Consider the following 21,740-nt stretch of genomic DNA (forward strand, 5'->3'; position numbering starts at 1 on the left):
GGCAATGGATCTGGTACTCGACCCGCCGCGCGGAGTCGCGCCGATCCTGCTGGGCATGACGCTCGACGAGGCACTCGCCGCAGTGCCGGACTGGGGCGAGCCCCGGGTACTGAGGCGCCCGAGCCGGAACTCGGCGAAGGCATCCTGGACCCTCGACCACGTCGACGTACAGGCCCTGGCCGAGGGCGGCACCCAGGTCACCGCGATCGAGCTGTGGTGGCCCGGTGAGGGCCGCTCGTCCACCTCGCGTGTCCTGCTTGAGGGAGACGAGGTGTTCACCACCCCCGCCGAGGATCTCTTCCGGCGTGCCGCCGAGCGGGGCTGGACCATCGACAGGTCACAGCCCGAGTACCCGGTGGTCCCCGGGGTGTCGCTGGGCTTCACCCGTCAGACCTCACAAGAAGTCGAGCGGAACGCCGATGGACTGCCAAGGTTCGTCACCTCTGTCCTGGTGGGCGGCAAGGACTACTACAACTACCGCTATCAGGACCACGGTCAGTAGTGGCCTGCCCCAGCATCGGCTAGGAGTTCGCAACACGCTGTCGCGAAGCAGTACTTGTCTCAGTCGTGACTGAGACAAGTACCGTATGCCGGAGGGACCACCCCCGCGCCCGCGGGGACCATTGCGATCCCGAGACCCCGATGACGTAGTGACGGGACTCCCCGCAGGCGGGGGACCCGCCCGACGCGTCCAACCCCAAAGGCGCGGGTTCCACCACAGGAACTGGCCCCACCGGTCCTTTCCCTGGGGACCACCCCTGCAGAAGTGAGACCACGACGTCCCCGGGTGCAGCGTGCACGCGCCCATGGGACCAACGCCGCGTGCGCGGGGGACAATCCGTATTCGGAGGCTCAGTACAAAACGATCAAGTACCGGCCCGACTATCCGGACCGGTTCGCTTCGCTGCCCCATGCCCGGCAGTGGTGTGCGGAGTTCTTCCACTGGTACCAATACACCGGCACAGCGGCATCGGCTACCACACCCCCTACGACGTCCATCACGGCGAAGCCGGCCTCGTCCGAGAACTGCGTGCCAAAGTCCTCGCCGATGCCTACAACCAGCACCCCGAGGGCTTCGTTCGCAAGATCCCCGAACCGCCCGCCATACCCGACCATGCCTGAATCAAGAGGCCCGCCGACAACGCGATCGCCGAGCAGCAGTCTCCGGTGGAGCGTCTGCAGGAGATCCGATGATCGAGATCGAGTATCGCCAGACCGGCCCGTATGTAAGCCATGGTCGGGAGAACCTGGAGGGAGTGGACCTCGCCGTGGTCAGCCGCGCTGACCTGCGCTGGTACTGCTTTCTGTCCGACCTCTCGTTCACGATCGGCGAGGTCGAGCTGACCCCGCCGTGGTCGTGGACGCCTGTTTTCGACTTCCTCTGGTCGATGAAGGGCGTACTCGAACATCTGGAGCGGTTCAAGCACTCGACAATCGGCTTCACCGAGAACGCCGAGCTGATCGAGTTCGCCCCGGACGGCGGGAAGGTACAGGTCTCGTGCACGTACACGACGGCTGGGACGACCTGCGAGCTCGCTGGCCTCAAGGACGCCTGGCTGGGCTTGCGCCACGCCGTGCTGACCAAGCTCGGTAGCGAGTACCCACGACTCGCGGCCAACCCGGTGCTCGCGGAACTCCGGCTCTGACCGCGAGGACCTGTCAGATCACGGACAGGCCCGAACTTACAGGCCAAAGTTGGACACGATCACCTGCCTTGATCGCTTTGACAGGTTCCACCATGTCAGCCAATGCATGACAATCAACCACAAAAGCCCTTAACTACGCCGCCCGTCCAGAGAAGGGATGAATGCCCGGCCCGCGAGACGAAGCGCCCCAGATGTCACGAACCAGGTCACGGCACACCAGTCGACCAAGCATTTACCAAGTAGGGTAAAGTTTCACCCAAGTCCCTACTCTCGAGCGGTCGTTTTGCGCTGCACATGTCGCGCACGCCGATCGCGGCGACTCTCCGCTCCCCGCAAGGGGGCGAATCGCCATGCCTGACCCTGGAGTCACCACGTGAAGTACAGCTGGCGTGCCCGTACCGCGGGCATAGCAATGCTGACCGTAGGCGCCGTCCTGACGTCTGCACCGCACGCCATCGCCAAACCTTCGGCCGAAGGCGAGGAAAGCTCAGCCGAGTTCGACCAGGCGGTGTCGGATCTGGAGAAGGCCCTGGAGACGTTCAAGGCCGATCCGATCAAGGAGGCCGAAAGCGTCGAGGCCGCACGGGCGGCTGCGGCGGTCCAGGACCGCCGAGTGGAGGTGCTGCAGCTGCGCACCGAGACCGACACCGTCTACGCCAACCCCGACGGCACCCTCACCCGGGAGATGGCAGCCGGCCCGATTCGCATGATCCGTGACGGACGGTGGGTGGACGTCGACGTCGACTTCAAGGCCATGGAGGACGGCAAGGTATCCGCCAAGGCACACCCCAAGCAGCTGCGGCTGGCCGGTGAGGGAGGTGTGCTGCCCCGGTCGATCGAGAGTGCGGCCGAAGCCCCCGTGTCCGAGGCCCGCGACCTCGTCACCCTCGGCACGGGCCAGAACCGGCTGGCGGTGCAGTGGAAGGCCGGGCTGCCCGCTCCGGTCCTGGACGGGAACGTCGCCACCTACAAGGGCGCGGTACCCGGTGGCGACCTGATCGTGGAGGCCACCCGGACGGGGTTCGAGCAGTTCCTGCGGCTGCACAAGGCGCCCGAGAACGGGGCACCAATGGTGCTGCCCATGACGGTGCCCGACGGGGTGACGGCCCGGCAGAACGCCGACGGGTCGGTGTCCTTCACCGATGCCCACGGCGAGGAACAGACACGTATGCCGGCCCCGGTGATGTGGGACACGACCGTCGACAAGAACTCGCTTGAGCACACCAACAGCAGACCGGTCGACATGCAGGTCGCCCAGCACGGCAACACCGTGGAGCTGACCCTGACCCCGGACACGAAGTGGCTCAACGATCCCGCGACTCGGTACCCGGTGACGATTGACCCGGCCACCGACACCCTGGACACCCTGTTCGACACCTTCGTGCAGGGCGGCGACACCACCGACCAGTCCGCGAACACCGACCTCAAGCTCGGCTGGCCCGGCGACCATTCAGGCTCCACCAAGCGCACCGCCCGGTCGTTCCTGACCTTCCGGACCTCGAACTTCGCCGACTCCCTGGTGTCCAAGGCGACGCTGAAGCTGTGGAACTACCACTCCTGGTCGTGCGAGAAGCGCGGCTGGGAGGTGTGGGCCGCGGACCCGGCAGACAAGAACACCCGCTGGACCAGGCAGCCGGTGTTGAAGGAGAAGATCGCCACCTCCACCGAGACCAGGTCCGCCTCGTGCTCCAACGCGGGATGGGCAAGCGCGGACGTCACCAAGCTCGCGCAGACCTGGTCGTCGGAGAAGGCGGAAGAAGGGTCCATCGCGCTGAAGGCGGCGGACGAGTCCGACACCTACGCGTGGAAGCGGTTCTCCTCCTCCGAGGCCCCCGACCAGGACCAAGTCCCCACCCTCGACGTCACCTACAACTATCGGCCCGACAACGGCACCAACCTGCAGGCCGGCACGCCGTTCCTGTCCCAGGGCGGCATCTTCAAGGTGAACTCGACGACGCCGATCCTCCGGTTCTCCGCCGACGATCACAACGGCGCGGACCAGGTCATCGGCACCTACGAGATCACCGACATCTCGACCACCAAGGTCGTGGCGATGTTCAATGCCGATCCGGTGCCGTCCAACAGCACCTCCAGCGTGCGGGTCCCTGCCGGGAAGCTCGTCTCGGGCAGGACGTACAGCTTCCGCACCACCACCTACGACGGCACCCACTACGCCAACGGCTGGTCCGACCCGGTCCGCTTCACTGTGGACACCTCGTGGCAGCCCACCGGCGCCGAACACGCGCTGGGCCTGGCGAACCTGTACTCCGACGCCGCGGACATCACGGCCGCGACCGCCTCCGACGACACGTACGCCTCGATCGCCGCGACCGAGGAGAACACCGTCTCGGTTCCCTGGGACGGCAAGAACAACGGCATCGACATCAAGAACGCCCAGATGCCCAACAAGCTGTCCATCCCCCAGGGTGGAACCAAGGGCACTCAGGTGGGCGGGAATGTCGTCTACACCTCCTCCGGTCCCGTCGACACCGTCGTCCAGCCCACCGCCGATGGCGGCTCGCGCACACTCAACATCCTCAAGAACAGCTCCGCACCGCACGACTACGAGACCGGCTTCGTCATCCCGGCAGGCATGAAGGCCGTCACACATGACGACGGGTCCGTGTCCTTGTACTCCGAGGGCGACGACAACACCGACAAGGCACCGCAGAAGGAGCCGGCCGGATTCTTCGACGCCCCCTGGGCGAAGGACGTGCACGGAAAGGACGTCCCCACCAGCTACAAGGTCGTGGGCAACAAGCTGGTCCAGCACGTCGACTTCGACGCCAACAGCGCCTTCCCCATCGTCATCGACCCCTCCTGGTGGTCCACCACCAAGAAGATCTACAAGTGCAGCGTGTACGGCATCGCTCCCATCGTGTTCACGTTCACCCCGGCGGGATCGTCCGCGCGTGTCGTCACCGCCGTCCGCCTGGCCAAGAGGATCGGCGTCAAGAAGACAGCGCGGCTCATCTACAACTACTCCAAGCGCCGCAAAATGACCCCTTCGTTCCGAAAGATGGTCGGTGCGCTGATAGGCATCGACGGAATCAAGAAGCACTGCAAGTTCTGACCACAAGGAACCACCATGATCAACGACGCGATCGCAACGGCGGTCCTCCTGGCAGAACTGGGCGTCATCGTCCGCTACCGGCTCGTCCACCGTCGCCAGGAACGCCCCAGCAACTGGCCCCAACTGACCGACGTCCGCTATGGCCACCTCGCCGCAGCCCTGGCCGCGGCCACCGTCGGGTGGGCCGTCACCGGAGCAGACACCGGCTGGGGCGCCCTGACCACCGTGCTGTTCATCGGAGTGTTCATCCCCGCAGCAGCCGCCCTCGCTGCCACCACCCTATGGCGGCAGCCGCTCACCGGTTGGCTCATCTGCGCAGCAGGAGGACTCACCACAGGCATGGCCACCTTGTAGGCGCTTCCCCGCTGCGCAAGCGCCCAGAAAACTGACGGGCGGGCCAGTCCCCTTTCACGTCAACCGGACCGAGCACCGGAGCAATGCCCGGAACCTGTGGATCGGGGGGGAACGCGTCAGAATCCGGCGCACGGCAGCCGCACTACCTGCTCCCTTGCCCGTCGCATGTCCCACATACACCGCCGGTCCGCCTCGAGCAGCGGCCAAGTGAAGCGCGCCGCCGCTCGCGCGGAATGGTCCTCACATCGGCGCGTTGCCGTGCGCCCAAGAAGCGGTGGATCTCGATCTACTTGACCGCCGGCGTGAACTCTCCCGTCCACCGTCCCAGCCGCGGCGCCCCGCGCTCACTGAGCAGAAACGTCAGAAGTGCCCTCGTAGCTTGAGCTTATGGTGAGAACTCAGCGACCCCAGGGGTATCCGCGATGCGATGCCACTGCTGCGCGAAGTGGTCGGACTCCGCGAAGGGCTGCCCCAGCCGGGACGGCTCTCAGGCCAAGCCGGTGTACGCGGCCAACCAGCCCGTGGCCAAGTGGTCGCTCCGAGTGAAAACGGCCGCGCCACGCTGGCCGCCCTCCGGGTCGTCCGGTGCCGGGCGTGGGTAGGAGAGTTCGACCTGGGCGCCCTCAACCGGGTGAGACTCCACCGACATGCCGTCCCATAGACGTACGGTCGCGCCACGCGGGCAGTCCCGGACCAGGACTCCGTCCGGGCCCGGGGTCAGGAGCGCGCCCGTCGTACGCTCTGCGAGGAGTTGCCGATAGCGTTGGGCGGGCAGGGCGCAACCGTTCGGGGGCGTGGTGCCCGGCCAGTCGGGGGCGCCTATGCCTCGTTTGCGAGCGGCACGCCACATCTGCGGCACGAGCCGGATGGCGAGCGTCGCGGTGGCCATCTGCTCGCAGATCCATAACAGGCGACCGGCGCCGCGGCGCGGGCCGAGTTCCCGCCAGCGGATCCGGGCGGCCAGGTCGGCGGCGACAACGGCGGCCCAGGGGTGCACGGTGCCGAGCGGGCCCTGTGCGCCGAGCCAGGCCAGATAGCGCTGGGACTCCTCGTAAATGCCGGTGAGGCTCTCGGAGGGTATGCCGAGGACGTACGGGGAGCGGGTGCGGAACACCTTGGGGCTGTGCGCGACCAGAAGCAGTACTGCCCGCGCCAGGTCCCCGGCGACCAGTGGTTCGTCGCCCGGCCGCGTCGGGGCACCGCCGGCCTCCGAGTCCGGGGGGTCCAGGTGCCCGCCGTTGCGCAGCACCCGCAGCAGCACGGCGCGGGCCCGGTCGGTGAACTGGGCCTGTTCCAGGTTCGGCAGGTGCGTGGCGAGCAGTGCGGTGAGCAACTGCTCGGCCGCGTCCGGGTCCTGGGGCACGGGGGCGGCGCGCAGCACGTCGGACAACTCGTCGGCGAGGTCGGTGGCCAGCATGAAACGGCTGGTGAGGGTGCCGAGCTCGGTGGCCACGAGGGTGTCGTCGTGCTCGAGGCCGGGGCTGCGGCGCAGGTAGCGGGCCTCGGTGAGAAACTCGACGGCGTCGTACAGCGGGTCGAAGCTCTCGTTGCCCTGGTGGTAGGAGAGGGTACGGGTCCACCAGTTCTCGGCCTCGCGGAGCGTGCGCACGCGGCCCTGCACAGCTTCGGCCAGCAGGTGGTCGGGCAGGCGTTCGCGGATGCGAGAGCGCACGGTGTAGCCGGCGGCCAGACGGGCTTGCCACTCGGGCCGGTCGGTGCCGTCGGTGAGGAGGAAGGCCCAGCCCTCGCGCTCCCCGGCGCCGACTCGCCCGGCGCGGCCGAACATCTGCTGGACCATGGAGACTTCGACTCGGTCCAGGCCGATCTCGGTGTCACGTACGACAACGACGCGAGCCGGCAGGTTGACCCCGGCCGCCACGGTCGACGTCGCCACCAGGGCGTTTGCCTCGCGGTTCCGGAACGCCTGTTCGGCCTCGCGCTTGTAGGGCCAGTCCCGATAGTGGATGCGCACGCCCGTCAGCGAGCAGAGCCGCTCGACGACCTCGGGGTCGTCCTTGTCGACGCCCTTGGTGCGGGCCCCGCGCTCGTCGGCGAGGGCGAGCGCGGTCATGCGCACGCCGCGCTTGCTGCCGCAGAACACCAGGGCGCTGCCGCCCTCGTCGGCGATGGTGCGGACCTGACGTACGGCGGCACGGGTGCGGGCCGCAGCGCGGGCGCCCCGGTCGCTGTTGGTGGACGCGGCGGGGACGGGTATCTGCCAGATCAGCCGGGTGGGCCGCCACGTGGTGCGCACAAGGCGGGCGCCGAGCCAGTCGGCGACCTCGTCGGCGTTGGCGACCGTCGCGGACAGGCCGACGACACGCACCTGCCCGCTATCCTCACCGATTCGAGCAAGCAGGGCCTCCAGGATGGGACCGCGGCCAGGGTCGCCGAGCAGGTGGACCTCATCGACGACGAGACAGCCGACGTCGGCGAGGGCGTCGCGCAGCGAGCCAGTGCGGCAGATGGCCTCGAACTTCTCGGTGGTCGCGACCCAGACGTCGGCCTTGTGGATCAGCTCGGCGTCGACGGCGTACTCGCCGGTGAGGCGAACCACGCTCAGTCCGTTGCTGCGCCACAAGTCGAGTTCGTGGTCGAGTTCGTCGGTCAGGGAGCGCTGCGGCACGAGCCAGGCGACCTTGCGGCCCTGTGCGTTGGCCTTGAGGGCGGCGACCATGCCGATCGGGGTCTTGCCCGCGCCGGTCGGGGCGACAACCAGGACGTTCCCGTCGTTCTCGAGTATCACCGGGACGGCGTCGGCCTGCGCCGGATTGAACGTCGGGTATTTCAGGAACCGCGACCAGCCCGGCGGCACCAGGTCTGCCACCGGGACGTAGGCGTCGTCGGCGTCCTCGGGCAGTTCCTCCAGGGCGTCCCACTGCAGCGCAAACGCGTCACGGGCGGCATGGGCACCGGGACCCGCGACCGGGGCTGCAGGTAGCGGCCCGGAGCGGACGGGCCACGCGACGAGGTCGGTTCGGCACCCCGATTCGCTGACGGTGCCGACAACTTCTGACTCCTGCCAGTGCCGTGCACAGCGGTACGGAATGTCCTCGTCGGTCAGGTACGCGCGCAGGACGTCGAATTCCGGGCCGTCCGGCATGATGACGCGGATGTCCTCGGCCGCGTCGACAGCCGCGAAGGAAGGCCGCCAGTGCGGGTCGGTCACCTTGCACCAGTACAGGAGCCGCAATTCTGGATCGGCGGGCAGCGGCAGGTCGGCAGGCCAACTAGGCCCGAGGGACGTCAGGTTGGAGGGGACGACGCGCGCGGGGCCGGGAGCAGGCCGGAGTGTCGCGCCGGGGAAGGCATGGATCGGTCTGATGGTCAGGCCGCCCGGCTCATCACCCGTGGGGCACGGGCCAAGCAGCATGCCCCAGGCATCGTTGGCATCGGGGCCGGCATCCGGCTTCGCGGCGGGAGCGGACGTGGGGGCCTTTGCCCGGCCGCTGTGGCCCATGAGTTTGTCGTAGGTCTTCACGCCGAGATCCGCGAGGGCGTAGGCAGCGGGGCAACGCGGGCAGACGACGGCGACGTAGCGGTAGACGCGCCCCTGGGACTCGTACGGCCTGCGCAGTGAGTGCAGTTCGCCGTCGCAGGCGGGGCAGCGGCGCGGGACCTTTTCCTCGTAGCTCCAGCCCGGCTCCTCGAATCGGGCCGGCAGCGGGTCGGTCAGGCGGGTCCCCCACCGCATACGGACCAGCTCGGGTACCGATTCCCCCGACGCGGCCGTTCCATCCTGCTTTCCCCCGTCAGCCGTGCGCATGAACCAACTCTGACACAGGGGCCACCGCGGAGCGAGTGATCACTCACACGTTGTGAGAACGGCCAGCACAATCCCCGGATTCCGGCCGGATGTTCTACGGTCGTCGGTGCGGGGTGGCGGCGCGCGGAGTGAGCGACGTCAACGGGGCCCGCTGAGGGAGGAATTGTGCTCGACGAACTCGTGATGGCCGGCGGTACGGCAGTGGTCAGCGCCATGGCCACCGACTCCTGGATGCTCACCCGCGCTCGCGTGGCGGAGCTGTTCCGGCACCGTGGCGGCGAGGAACGGCAGCAGGCGATCGAGGGCCAACTCGACAGCAACGCCCGACTGGTGGCGGAGGCCGAGGATGGCGACCAGGTGCGGCAGACGCTCCTTCCACTGTGGCAGCTCGAGCTGCGCTCGCTGCTGCAACGTGACCCGGCCGCGGCCGAGGAGTTGAGGGCCCTGATCGATGAGGTCCGGCCCGCCGGGAACAGCGAGCCGAAGTGGGTGCAGGACGTCGTCGTACGGGACAACGCGAAGGCGTTCCTAGTCCAGGGCGGAAACATCGTCAACCACCACCACAGCACCGGGTCAGCGCCGGGTCGCATGGCCGAACCTCCGTACAGAGACGGGGAGTTCGGTGGCGACGGGACCTCCGGGGCCGCTCGGTGACAGGGGCCGACGAGGGCACCCGGCAGGGCCATCGGGTCGCCACTGGCAGCGGTGGCGCAGCGCCGCCCGGCCCCGCCACAGAGGCGACCGTCCACCAGTCGATCCGTGTGGAGAGCGGCTTCGGGTATGGCGTTGTGGGCGCCGACCTGCACGTCTTCCCCGATCGTGGGCCCGTCTACCTGCTCGGCCAACACCGGAGTGCAGCCCCCGCGCCGGACGACACCTGGCTGCTTCACCAGCCCAGCCGGATGCTCAACGCCCGCTACCGGCTGGTCGACTTCACCGGCCGGGAGCGGGAGCGCGCCGAGCTCACCGCCTGGCGGGACGGCCCCGGGCCGCGACTCTCGGCGACCTGGCTGCACGGCCCCGGCGGGCACGGAAAGAGCCGCCTCGCCGACGAGTTCGCCGCCGAGAGCACCGCCGCGGGCTGGAAGGTCGTCACGGCCACGCACGGCCCGGGCGCCGTCCTGGATGCGGGCCAGGGGAACAGCGCGGACCTGCGGTCCGACGGGGCTCGCGGCATGCTCCTCGTGGTCGACTACGCCGACCGGTGGCCTGTCTCGCACCTCACCTGGCTGTTCAGCAACCGGCTGCTCACCGGCCACCTGCCGACTCGGCTGCTGCTGCTCGCCCGCTCGGCCACCGCCTGGCCCGCCGTGCGCTCCGCCCTGGAAGACGTCATGGCCGGCACGCGGGACCAGGAGCTGAGCCCGCTGGGCGCCCCCGGCAGCGACCCGCGGGCCCGGTCGGCCATGTTCGCCGCGGCCCGGGACTGCTTCGCCGCCCGGTACGGTGTGCCCGACCCGGCCGTGATCACACAACCGCAGGATCTGGGGCGCCCGGAGTTCGGGCTCGTCCTCGCAGTGCACATGGCCGCCCTGGTTGCCGTCGACGCCCACGTACGCGGCGAACAGGCCCCGAACGACCTGGCCGGCCTCTCCGCGTACCTCCTGAACCGGGAGCGACTGCACTGGACCCGGCTGTGGGAGAACCGCCTGGAGGGACTGGACTTCAGCACCGCGCCGAACGACATGAACCGCGTCGTGTTCACGGCCGCCCTCACCGGGGCCGTGTCACCGGGGGAGGGCGGCGCCCTGCTCGGGGCGATCGGCCTGGAGCGGCCCCTGCGGCTGCTCACCGACCACGGCACGTGCTACCCGGCGGCGGAGCCGGGCGCCGTCCTCGAGCCGCTCTACCCGGACCGGCTCGCCGAGGACTTCCTCGCCCTCAGCCTCGACGGGCACCGCGTGACCGGCTATCCGGCCGACCCCTGGGCCGCACCGACAGCGCGCACGCTCAGCGCCCGCGACCCGGACGGTGCGGTTCCGCCGTCGGTCACGCGCGGCCTGACGTTCCTGGCCGCCGCGGCGGCACCGGGGCGCTGGCCGCACGTCGCCGGGCACCTGGAGCAGATCCTGCGGCAGGACCCGTCGGTGGCCGTCGCCGCGGGCAGCGCGGCCCTCACGGCGCTCGCCGAGACCACTCTTCCGGTCTCCGTACTCGCCTCCGTGGAGACCTGCTTCCCGGAGTTCGGGCAGCTCGACCTGGACGCGGGCATCGCGACGTTCACTGCCCGACTGGTCGCCGAGCGCCTCCCCCACACCGCCGACCCCTCAGAGCGCGGCCGCCTGCACCAGGGACTTGGCTTCCGGCTCGGCCGGGCGGGGCTGGCACAAGAGGCGCTGGCCGCGGACGAGGAGGCGGTGCGCTGCTTCCGGAAGGCGGTTGCTGTCGGCCCACACCCGGCCGGTTCTCAGTCTCCGTCCTCTTCCCTTGTCGCATTCTCGTCCACATCGCCGCACATATCGCCGACCGCGGCCCTGGCGACCGCGCTGCTGCACCTGACCCAGCACGCCTTCGACGCCGACGCCCCCGACCGCGCCCTGCACGCGGCCGAGGAGGCGGCCGCGCTCTTCCAGGACCTGGCCGTGGCGGACCCGGCAGCCCACGAGCCCGGCCTTGCCCTGGCCCTCGCGCAGGTGGGACGGGGGCTGGCTGCGGCCGGACACCCGGACCGGGCCATGGCCCCCACGGAGCAAGCGGTCGGGATCTTCTGGCGTCTGACGGCGACCCATCCGAACCAGTACGAGACCGGCCTCGCGCTCGCCCTGAACAACCTCGGCATCTTCTCCTGGCAGCTGCGCCGTCTCTCGGACGCCGTGGCCGCGCAGGCGCGGGCCATCGAGTTCGCCCGGCGCGGCCTGGCGGCCGGTCCGCCCGCCGGGTCGCTGCTCGCTCGCGCGTTCGTGCTCGACGAGTCCGAGCTGGCGCAGTGCCTGGGCAACCTTTCCCTCCTGCTGTGGGCGTCGCGGCGCAGGGAGGAGGCAGTCACCGCGCTGGAGGAGGCGGTCGCGACCGCCCGACGGCTGGCCGCTGTGGCGCCCGCCGTGCACGAGCCCGTCCTGGCCGACGTCGCGTCGCGGCTCGTCACCTATCTGGGGAGGCTGCAACGGTGGCGGGAGGCCCTCACCCTGGCCGACGAGGCGGCTGGGATCACCGCACGGCTCGCGGCGGCCGACCCGGTCCGCTACGAGAGCGACCACGCGAAGGTCCTGCGCCAGTCGGCCCAGGCCCGGCTCGGCGTCGAGGGCGACCTCGACGCCGCGCGCCGGGACGCCGACATGTCCGTAGCGATCTACCGGCGCCTGGCGGCCGAGGACCGCGCGGAGTACTTCCGGGCCCTCGAGGAAGCCGTGGACATCCAGGAGTTGGTGCGGTCCGCGGGCAGCGGCGGACCCATCGCGCCGACGGCACGCTGGACCTCGGAGGAGCACTGGGTGAACCTCCTGAACCAGGACGAGGTCTGGCAGGACGTTCAGGACCGCCGCCACCGACTGGACGAGATGCCCCCGTCCTACTGCGGCAACGTCCTGCGCTTCATCCGTAAACAGATGGACCAGCTGATCGAGTTGCTCGCAGACGGGCTCGACGTGACACCGGAGGCCCTCGGCCTGACCGACCACGACGACGCGGGGTCCTGGCTGGACCGCCAGCCCCTGATCGTCGCCCTGACCCGACGTGCCAGGGGCGAGTCGGCCCGGCCCGAATTCTGCCACTGCGGGTACCCGGTGGCCCCGGGCTGGCACCACGAGCACTGCTATCCGGGCATTGTCGTGGACTGACCCGGACGGTCCCGGTGGTGCGGTACGACGCCGAACAGACCACCGGGGCCGTTTCCCCCTCCGGGCGCGGGCAGGAAGGGACGGCAACACTCACCTCTGTCCGGCAGGCGACCACCCTGCCTCGACCCGCAACGACTGCCCCCAGGCCGAAGCCGTCATCGCCCGATGCACAAGGCATCGCCCCCACAACACGGTGGCTGGATGAAGTGGTCCCCGCTACGCCCGCGATCTGATCGCGGAGATCCGGGCACTGGACAAGCGGCTTGGTCGGCGAGTTCGAGCGCCAGACGCGGCATCAGGCAGAGGAGAAGGAGGAGGCGGGCTCGGACTGGCAGGGCGGCGGCCACGTCTTCACCCGGTCCGACGGTCATCCGATCGAACCCGCCACCCTCACCCGCCACTTCAACGCCCTGCTTCGCGACGCCCGCCTACGGCCAATCCGGTTCCACGACCTCCGCCACTCAACGGCGACGCTCCTCCTGGAACAGGGCGTCGAACTCGTCGTCATCAAGGAACTCCTCGGCCACGCCCACATCGGTGTCACCGCGACGGTCTACGCACACGTCCGCCTCCGCCTCCAGTGCCAAGCCATCGACCTCCTCAACCACAGCCTCCAGGCTCCGCAGGAGCCCACCACCGAGCCAGACGACGGCGACGACTCGACCGCTTGTGCAGCACCCGTCCACTGACGTTGCCGTCAGCTACTCAGGTTGAACTCGTGATGTCCGCAACCCGGTGACGTTCCTTGATCCCTGCAGTACGAGGGGGTCATGCGATACGCGCAAGGGGGCGGGGTGACGCCCGGAGAGCAGGAGAAGCGGGAGCGGCTGCGGCTGGAGGCGGCCGAGCGATTCGCACGCGGTGAGAAGACTGAGGTCATCGCGCGGGAGTTACGGGTGACCTCGCGTTCGGTGCGACGCTGGCGGTGTGCGTGGCAGCTGGGCGGTGGGCAGGCGCTGCGTTCGAAGGGGCCGGTGTCTGTCGAGCGGCTCAGTGCACGGCAGTGGGAGCGGCTGGAGCGGGAGTTGATGCGCGGTCCGCTGGCGCATGGCTGGGGCGATGGGTTCCAGGGGTGGACGCTCAAGCGGATCAAGCTGCTGATCGGGCGGATGTTCCACGTCGGCTACACGGTCCAGGGTGTGTGGAAGCTGCTGCGCCGGCACGGTTGGTCCGCGCAGGTCCCGCTGCGGCGGGCGATCGAACGCGACGAGGAGGCCATCGAGGTGTGGAAAGCCCAGGTGTGGCCGCAGGTAAAAGGGCAGCGGCGGACCTGGGCGCCCACGTCTGCTTCGAGGACGAGGCAGGTCAGGGGCTGAGGCCGCCGAAGGGACATACCTGGGCGCCCCGCGGGAGTCGGCCCGTGGTTCGGGTGCGTGGCCGTAACCAGGGTCGGGTCAATATCGCCGGGGTGGTCTGCTATCGCGCCGGGCACCGCTCCCGGTTCTTCTACGCGCTGCACATCTGGCACGGGCGCCGGGGCGAGCCGAAGGCATTCTCCTGGCGCCAGTACCGCGATCTGATCGTCATGACCCACCTACAGCTGGGCACACCCGTGGTGTGGTGCTGGGACAACTTGAACGTGCACCTGGTGAAGGACCTGGCGGACTACGCCGAGGAGCACAAGGACTGGCTGCGGATCTTCCAGATGCCCTCCTACGCGCCGGAGTTGAACCCGGCCGAGGGCATCTGGTCGCTCCTCAAGCGGCACCTGGCCGACTTCGCCGCTGCCGATCTCGCACACCTGACCCGCGTGATCAAGCGGAAGCTGAAGAAGATCCAGTACCGGCCCCACCTGATCGACGGATGCCTGCCGCCCACCGGCCTGATCATGGACCTGGACGCGATCAGACCACCGGACATCGCGAGTTCAACCTGAGTACTGCCGTCAGACCCCCTCAGCACGCCACAGCGGTCCCACCGGATACAAATCCGGCGGGACCGCCAAGCTACTTATTTGAGAACCCGAAGAACTCCATTACAGCTCGACGTTGATCTTCGACCGTACCCACCTCGGAAAGTTTAGCCGGCGCGAATATGTCCACAAGATCCGCGTCGGTCAGAGGCGGATCGCGCCGCAACGGATAAGCAAGCCTTCCATTTGACATCTGACGTCCCATCCCCGATGGAAATACCGTCGGTCGTGATCCTTGACAGCAAACGAGGAGACCTTCCGCCTCAAGGTGACGGCGCAAAACCTTAAGGCACTCGAAGAGATCTCCGCCTTGATGGACGCTAGTCATCCTATTGGCGCGGACTAGCTTGATGCTCGGCGTGCCTGAGTCATCGACTTCGAGGTTAATCTCCTCGCGACGGCCATCGTCGCTAGCAGCGGTGAGGCTTAGTACATCCATCACTTCCCCAGAGGAACATAGTTGGGATTGTCCATCCAAGTCCCATCACGCAACCGCACGCCGATGATACGGCTCGGATCAATGCGACCCGCAACAGCAATTTCCTGTTCGTCGGCAAATGGATTGTCTGGCCACTCGCCATTCACATCGAGGCCCTCGACCCCGTCTACGTGATAGACGTTTCCGCCGCGCCCGATGGCTATGCTCTCGTGTTTAGTCGTCGCCACATAACCGGAATCTGTCGACCAACCAGAAGCGTGCTCCATTAGGTCCATATTTGATCCACGCGGCTCGAACCCATTCTTGAAGATGTCATCCGGGCCACGCGTATCACTCCGATACGTGGTCTTAGGTCCACACGCATTGTGAACCAGGACCGGCGTGGCCCCCGCCAGCACATAGTACGTGTGGAGCTGCTGGACTGTGAGGTTGTAGCGGTCGGCGGTGCCGGGTGTGCTCAGAACGCGGACGACCGTGGGGTGGTGGTGTGAGGTGCTGGCCAGTTGGTCACCGGATCTAAGGTGGCCGGCTGCTGTCCAGGCGTGTGTGGTGGCGTCGTAGAAGGGGTGGCTGGAAGTGGTGTGGATGACCTTTGTCCGACCCTGACCGACATCGACGACGACGTCGAGGAGGTCGTGGTCGTGGTTGATCCACAGATGTTGGACGGTGCGGCTACTTCTGTCCTTTCCTGTTGCAGGGTCTGCGGATTCGACCTTGTCGCCGACTTTGATCTTGCCGATGGGTTTGGTCTTGCCCTTAGGCAAGAGCACGGGTGTATCGGGCGAGAAGCTGCATCCAGCCCCCTCTCCACCCCCCTCGACCCCTTCTCCCCCGGCGTGTTCGCCGCTGCCTCCCGTGAGCGCGAACACGGCTGCTGCAGCCCCACCGAGCGAGGCATGGATTTTACTCAGGCAGCCACTTTCGTGACCGAGGGCCGCGCAGGTGAGGAATTCGAGGTGGGTGATCTCATGCTGGTCGGCTGCCGCCTGTTCCGCATCCTGCGGGTTATTCAGGCATTCAATTTCAAAGCCCCGGCATTCGTTGTTGACGTACTCGTTGAAAACCTCGGAGAACTGGTTGGCGTATTTCCAGTTGCGGGGGATGAAGACCTGCGGATAGATCTCCATATATTTCTTGTTGAATGCAGCGCTGACAGCACGGCGTTTTCTTGCGGCGACCTCTGCCGGGTTGTTTGGGTCACTGTTGGAGCTGTTGACGACGTCACAGCCGTTGCAGCCCCAGGAGGCGTCGTTGAGCGCCTTGCCGCCGCTGTTTCGGGTTGGGGTGTTGTTGCCGTACTGTGCTCCGCCGCCGCATTCGTCGGGGGTTTCGCAGGCCATCAAGCCGGTGGGGTCACTGCCGGTGATCGGGTTATCGGCGGCGTACGTGTAGCCGCCGAGTTCCTGGGGGCTGGCCGACTCGAGGAGCGGGTCGGCGCTGATGAAGCTGCCCAGGGTGGGGTCGTATTTGCGGGCGCCGACGTCGGTGTAGCCGGTGGATGTGTCCTGGGGTCTGCCGAGGTAGGAGTGGGTGGGGTCGGGCCAGTTGGTGCTGTTGGCGCTGGCGCGGGGCTGGCCGTAAGGGGTGTATTGCTGGCGTGCGACTTGCTGGGTGGTGGTGTCCATCGCCAGGGTCGCGGTGCCGTTGGGGTCGTTGAACAGGTACTTGACCCCGCCGCCCGCGAGGCTGGAGTGGACAGCGACGGGCGCGCCGTTTCCGCCGTGGCTGTAGGTGCGGACGGCGCCGAGGAGGACGTTGGGGGTGACGCTGGTGTTGACGACGATCTCGGTGTCGCCGGCGAACAGGGTGGTCTGGCCGGGGTCTCGACGGATGAGCTGGTTGCCGTCGGCGTCGTAGAGGTACTTGGTGGTCGTGGGGTTGGAGCCGCCTGTGTCCACCTGGGCCAGGTGGTCTTCGTCGTCCCAGGTCAGGTTCTGGCTGGGGCCAGTGGCGGGAGTCCGGGTGTGCAGGTTGCCGTCTTCGTCGTAGCCGAATGCGGTGGGGTTGGTGCCGCCTGTGGTGGCGGTGAGGGTGTGGGGCTGGGCTCCGGTGGAGTTGCAGTTGGCGGTGCACCCGTCGGTGTAGGTGGTGGTGGCTGTCGTGCCGGAGCTGCCGATGGCGTGGTCGATGCTCTGTTTCCGGTTGCCGACGGCGTCGTAGCTGAAGGTCTGCCAGTACGAGCCGGGGGTGGTGGTGAGGGTGCTGGTGGTGGGCGGGTTGGCGGTGCAGTTGTCGTTGGCGGTCCAGGCGTCGGTGAGCCGGTCCAGGGCGTCGTAGTTGTAGCACTGCTGGTCGGTGACGGTGTTTCCGGTCTCCGACTGCTGGTCGATGGTGGTCGTGGGGTTGCCGACGGCGTCGTAGAAGTACTTGGTGTCGTCGACCGTCGGACCGGGTGCCTGTGTCCGGTCGATCGCACGCTCGGTCAGCCGGAGCGTCTGGTCGTCGTAGTGGTAGGTGACCTTGGCCGGATTGGTCGAGGCGCCCATGGTGACGACGGCGGGGGTTCCGTAGGCCGTGTAGACGGTTCCGGCGACGTAGATGTTGGCGCTGCTGCCCGTTGCCGTCGGATTGCCCAGTGCGTCGCGGTCGTAGGTGATGGTTTCGCTGTTCAGTCCCTGGGTGCGGGGGTCGGTCTGTGTCCAGAGCAGCTGGTCGCGGAGGGTGTAGGTGTACGTCGTCGTGTATGTCGACGGCAGTGGTGCTTCGGAGGCCGGGAGGGTGATCTTGGTGCCGGTCGGCTTGCCGAGGACGGTGTAGCCGGTCGCGCCGACGGTGTAGCCGCCTGTGGTGCCCTGGACGTAGCGGGTCGATGAGGTAGGAAGACCGATGCGCAGGGTGTCGTACGTCCACGAGGCGAATTTGAAGTCGGACTTGGACTTGTCCGTACCAGTGAGTTTGCGGCCCAGGAGGTCGTAGGTGTAGTCGAGTTCGACTTGCTTGGCGTCGGTGGTGGAGACGAGGTTGCCGGCGTCGTCGTATCCGTACCCGCTCTTGCCCGTGTCCGGGTCCGTCTGCGACCTCTTACGTCCCAGCAGGTCGTATGCGAACGTCCACTGCGTGTGGTCCGGGCCGGTGACCTGGTTCTGCTGTCCTGCGGGGTTGTACCCGTAGGTGGTGGCCGAGGTGGTGCCGCCGGTGGCGGTGTAACCGGTTGCCGCGTTGCCTGTGAAGGTGGGGGCTGCGGTGTACTGGTCGAGTTCTGTGGTCTGTCCGCGGGCGTTGACGACGGTGGCGGTGGCGACTCCGCCCTTGGGGGGCAGGACCGCGGTTTTGTCTCCGGAGTAGGCGGTGACCGTCGCCCAGGTCTTGGAGCCGTCGTGCTCCTCGGTCACCAGGTCCGCGCGGCCCTGTCCGTCGTGGTCGGTGACGGTGGTGTCGGGTATGGACACCTGGGAGACGGAGATCAGCTTGTTCCCGGGGCTCCCCGACACGGTGTAGGTGTTGTTGGTGGCGACTGTCCAGCCGTGGGAGTCGTACTGGGTGTCGCTGACCGTCGTGCTCGAGTTCTCTGCCGTCGACTGCGTCTGCAGCGTGCGCAGCATGCCGTCGTAGAGCTTTTCGTTCGTCTTGTAACTTCCGTTGTCCAGCAGCGTGTTGGTGGCGACCACGGACGGTCCGGTCTGCGACAGGCTGTAGCTGTAGGTCGCATTCGCCGGCGCGCCGTTGGCCTTGATCTCGTTGGGCAGCCATACGGCGGTGAGGCGGCCGAGTGCGTCGTAGGCGAGGGAGGTGAGCAGGCCGGCCGCATCTGTCTTGGCGGTGGGCAGCGCGCGGCCGGGATCCACTGTGCTGCTGGCCACCTGGCAGTCCTTGGAGCTGGTCGTGCCCGTGGTGCAGGTGACTCCCGGGGTGACCTGGGTCGCGGTGACGATGCTGGTGGGGAGTGCTCCGCTGGCGGGTGTGTAACCGGTGGCGGTGGTCTGGGACAGGCTGGTGCCGTTGTAGGTGGAGTTCGGCGTGCGTGTGGTCTGTGTGACGCGGCCGTAGCTGTCGTAGGCGACGGACGTCTCATCGACGAAGGCGGTGGCTGTGGCGCCGGTGGACGCGGATGCCTTCTGGACCAGGGTGACGTCGCCGGTCTTGGGCAGTGCCGGGTTTTGCCGGCCGTCGCCGTCGTATGTGAAGGCGTTGTCGTCGTAGGAGTTTCGGACGTCCGAGATCAGTGTGCCGCCGGGGGTCGCTCCGGCCGTGGAGCAGTCCTGGTCGGTGACGATGGTCTCGGCTGTCTCGACCAGGGTGTCGGTGCTGCCGGTGAGGTAGCGGTTGTAGGTGCAGTTGCTGGCGTTGTTGGTGTCTGCGGTTTCGCCGCGGTCGTCGACCTGGACGGGCATGCCGGTGGTCGGTTTGCCGAGGCCGGTGTTGTAGAAGGTATCGGTCTCGGTCTTGCGCCAGCCGTAGGAGACCGCCTGCCGGGTGAGGCTCTTTGCGGTGCGGACCATCTGCGCCGTCAGGTCCGGCAGGCCGCTGCGCGATCGGGAGGCCGTGGGGCCGATGATCGTCGGCACGGTGACGACGGCCTTGTCGAGGGGGCCGGTGGCACTGGTGTAGGTGTCGGTCTCGAAGACCTGTCCGGCGAGTGCGTTGTCGTCGGCGACTGAGGTGGTTCCGTCCTGGCTGGTCAGCGCCAGCACCGAGCGGGTCTTGCCGCCGGGCAGCGTGTCGCCGTTCATTCCCAGGAAGTAGAAGCTCTTGCTCAGCGTTTTTTGGTCGTAGACCTTGGAGCCGTTGGTGTAGTGGAACACGGTGGGGTCACCGATGGTGATGTCCACCTCCGGGTAACCCCGGAACTGTCCCCAGGTGCGGTTCTTGGCCTTGACGACCTCCTCGTCGTCGTAGTGCCAGCCGGGGTTGCCCTTGTAGTCGTAATCGGTTTCCAGCTTGGGCTCGGTGCCGTCCTGGTAGGAGTTGTGCGTGTCTTCGGTGACGACCGATTTGACCTTGTACTTGTAGAACCAGTCCATCCACGGTGCGGGCTGGCCGTCCGGTGTCCAGTACACCGGGAAGCAGGACAAGGTGTTGGTCGAGGCGAAGGTCTGTGCGGCTGTGTCCGTGGGGTCGTTGGGGTCGCTGGCCGGGGCGCTGGAGCAGTTGGGCCGGTCGTAGGTGACGGTGGTCTGCCCGCCGGTTTCGCTGGTGACCGTCTGGATCCGGTCGTGATACATCAGCGGCATCTGCGGGATGGTGCCCACCCGGTTGGGCAGCTGCAGCGGCGGGTCGAAGTTCACTGCCGGCGTCGAGGCGCTGCCCGACGCACCGCCCTGGGTGTCCAGGCCGGTGCGCTGGATGGAGTCCAGCCACAGGGTGGGGGCGTGGTCGCCGCCGTCGGGGAAGGACTGGGTGAAGGTGTACTCGTCGACCTGTTGGGTCGCACCGCCTACCTGAATCTTGGTTGTGATCGCTGTCAGACGCCTCCGTGACCAGAAGCTCGGACCGTGATTGGTGCAGCTCGATCCCTTGGCGCAGTCCATGTCGACCGGTACGTCCGGCCAGTAGGCGGCGTTGGCCGGAGTGAACTGACTGTCCGCACAGGTGTTGCCCGACGGGGTGCCGGGGATGCAGCGCTCGGCGGTGTCGAAGACGATCTGTTCCGGGGCGGTTCCCGAGTAGATGCTCGTCGAGGTCATGCCGTAGTCGATGCGCGAGAGGGTGCCACCGCGGGTGTAGGCCACGGCGGTGTCCTTCATGTCAGCGCCGTAGTAGCCGGTTTCCGGCGTGTAGTACCAGGCGGAGGCGTTGCCGTGGGTGTCCACCGCGTAGTCGAGGTTGAAGCGGTAGCCCAGGGTGCAGGCGGTGGCGGCGAAGTCGGTGCTGTCGGGGCAGGCGGCCACGCCACTGTGTGCGTGGTAGACCGGCTCGGTCCAGACAGAGTTCGTCTCGTCCTTGCCGCTGGTCCAGCCCGGAAGGCGGTCCAGGCCGAAGAAGTACTGCACGCCGCCCTCGGTGACCTTGAAGTACTCCCCGTTCGCCGTGCCGTTCGTGGCGTCGGTCAGGTCCTCGATCTTGGTGGTGGCGTTGTCTGCGGCAGGGCGGAAGGTCTTGGTCGAGTCGTCGTAGACGATGTCGGTGGACGTGCCGTTCAGTGACAGGGTCAGAATCTGCCCTGCCCAGCACTGGTCTCCGTCGTACTTCGGGGCCCCGGACGACGAGTCGTCCTGGCAGGACTTGTAGGTCCGCTCGACATAGTTCTCCGTCGAACTCCAGCCGTCTCCCAACCACGACGACTGGTTGTTCGTTCCCTCGGTGCGTGCATCCTGGGTGGAGGAGTCATAGGAGAGATCGACGTTGGGAGTCGCGCCGCCGATCGCCGCCGGCACTGAGATCGGGTAGCTGTAGGTGAACGAGCCGGTGTTCCCAGAGGTCGACCAGGATCCGCCGGGTGACAGGCTGGTCGCCGAGTAGTCTCCGGACGAGCCGGAGGCACCCGAAGTCGCGGCCATGACAACCATCGTGTTGGATGCGGCTACCCCTCGGCGCGTGGAGGGCAGGGCGCCGAGCTCCGAGCCCGATGTGCCCGGCACGGACACCTGCGCGGACAGGGGTGAGCCCGGAGCCGTACGCAGCGGAGTCTGTACCTGACAGCGCGCCGACTTCGGCGCGGTCAGGGCACAGAGGGGCAGGCGCACCAAGTGGAGACGCGCGGCGAAGTCGCCGCCGAAGGCGTTACGGAAAGACGAATCGTCGACTCTCAGCGCGACGTTCCCGTCGCCGGCGCCGATGCGCTGCAGCGAGAACAGGACGCCATGGACACCGGCAGCCTGTGTGACGTTCTGGTCC

At 67.8% G+C, this 21,740-nt stretch carries 10 protein-coding genes and 2 pseudogenes; 10 read left to right on the plus strand and 2 right to left on the minus strand.

Annotation, left to right across the window (positions count from 1 at the left end):
• Positions 1-4 precede the first annotated feature (4 nt).
• From ACFC8N_RS16520 to ACFC8N_RS16540, 5 genes and pseudogenes are all read left to right on the plus strand, one after another.
• Positions 5-502, plus strand: a complete 498-nt coding sequence (locus ACFC8N_RS16520; RefSeq protein ID WP_376288533.1) for a hypothetical protein — start codon at positions 5-7, stop codon at positions 500-502.
• Between the two features lie 330 nt (positions 503-832).
• Positions 833-1,122, plus strand: a pseudogene (locus ACFC8N_RS16525) (integrase core domain-containing protein); the annotation flags it as partial.
• A 68-nt stretch (positions 1,123-1,190) separates the two neighbouring features.
• Positions 1,191-1,646 carry a hypothetical protein gene (locus tag ACFC8N_RS16530; RefSeq protein WP_376288534.1) on the plus strand — a complete coding sequence of 152 codons (456 nt, stop codon included), beginning with the start codon at positions 1,191-1,193 and terminating at the stop codon, positions 1,644-1,646.
• A 373-nt stretch (positions 1,647-2,019) separates the two neighbouring features.
• Positions 2,020-4,719, plus strand: coding sequence for a DNRLRE domain-containing protein (locus ACFC8N_RS16535; RefSeq protein WP_376288535.1), 2,700 nt, complete (start codon positions 2,020-2,022; stop codon positions 4,717-4,719).
• Positions 4,720-4,734: 15 nt separating this feature from the next.
• Positions 4,735-5,073: a hypothetical protein gene (locus ACFC8N_RS16540; protein WP_376288536.1), complete on the plus strand. Its 339-nt coding sequence runs from the start codon at positions 4,735-4,737 to the stop codon at positions 5,071-5,073.
• Between the two features lie 487 nt (positions 5,074-5,560).
• Here ACFC8N_RS16540 and ACFC8N_RS16545 read toward each other — a convergent pair whose 3' ends face one another.
• Positions 5,561-8,839, minus strand: coding sequence for a DEAD/DEAH box helicase (locus ACFC8N_RS16545; protein ID WP_376288537.1), 3,279 nt, complete (start codon positions 8,837-8,839; stop codon positions 5,561-5,563).
• A gap of 165 nt (positions 8,840-9,004) precedes the next feature.
• Here ACFC8N_RS16545 and ACFC8N_RS16550 point away from each other — a divergent pair, with 165 nt between their 5' ends.
• The 5 genes and pseudogenes from ACFC8N_RS16550 to ACFC8N_RS16570 all read left to right on the plus strand — a co-directional run bounded on the left by ACFC8N_RS16550 (position 9,005) and on the right by ACFC8N_RS16570 (position 14,491).
• A complete protein-coding gene (locus ACFC8N_RS16550) occupies positions 9,005-9,493 on the plus strand; it encodes a hypothetical protein (RefSeq protein ID WP_376288538.1) in 489 nt (162 codons plus the stop codon).
• Entirely contained in the window at positions 9,490-12,615 is a 3,126-nt protein-coding gene (locus ACFC8N_RS16555; RefSeq protein WP_376288539.1) for a tetratricopeptide repeat protein, read from the plus strand. Before ACFC8N_RS16550 ends, ACFC8N_RS16555 begins: the two co-directional genes overlap by 4 nt.
• A 296-nt stretch (positions 12,616-12,911) precedes the next feature.
• Positions 12,912-13,304: pseudogene (locus ACFC8N_RS16560) on the plus strand (tyrosine-type recombinase/integrase); the annotation flags it as partial.
• A gap of 81 nt (positions 13,305-13,385) precedes the next feature.
• Complete coding sequence (locus tag ACFC8N_RS16565; RefSeq protein ID WP_376288540.1) at positions 13,386-13,931, plus strand: winged helix-turn-helix domain-containing protein; 546 nt, start codon at positions 13,386-13,388, stop codon at positions 13,929-13,931.
• The gene (locus ACFC8N_RS16570; RefSeq protein WP_376288769.1) at positions 13,928-14,491 is read left to right on the plus strand and encodes a transposase; all 564 of its coding nucleotides are present in this window, start codon (positions 13,928-13,930) and stop codon (positions 14,489-14,491) included. Before ACFC8N_RS16565 ends, ACFC8N_RS16570 begins: the two co-directional genes overlap by 4 nt.
• A gap of 474 nt (positions 14,492-14,965) precedes the next feature.
• Here the strand turns inward: ACFC8N_RS16570 and ACFC8N_RS16575 are convergent, their stop codons facing one another.
• Complete coding sequence (locus tag ACFC8N_RS16575; protein WP_376288541.1) at positions 14,966-21,403, minus strand: polymorphic toxin-type HINT domain-containing protein; 6,438 nt, start codon at positions 21,401-21,403, stop codon at positions 14,966-14,968.
• Between the last annotated feature and the right edge of the window lie 337 nt (positions 21,404-21,740).

The organism is Streptomyces sp. NPDC055966 (genome assembly GCF_042269865.1).
Taxonomy (GTDB): Bacteria; Actinomycetota; Actinomycetes; order Streptomycetales; family Streptomycetaceae; genus Streptomyces.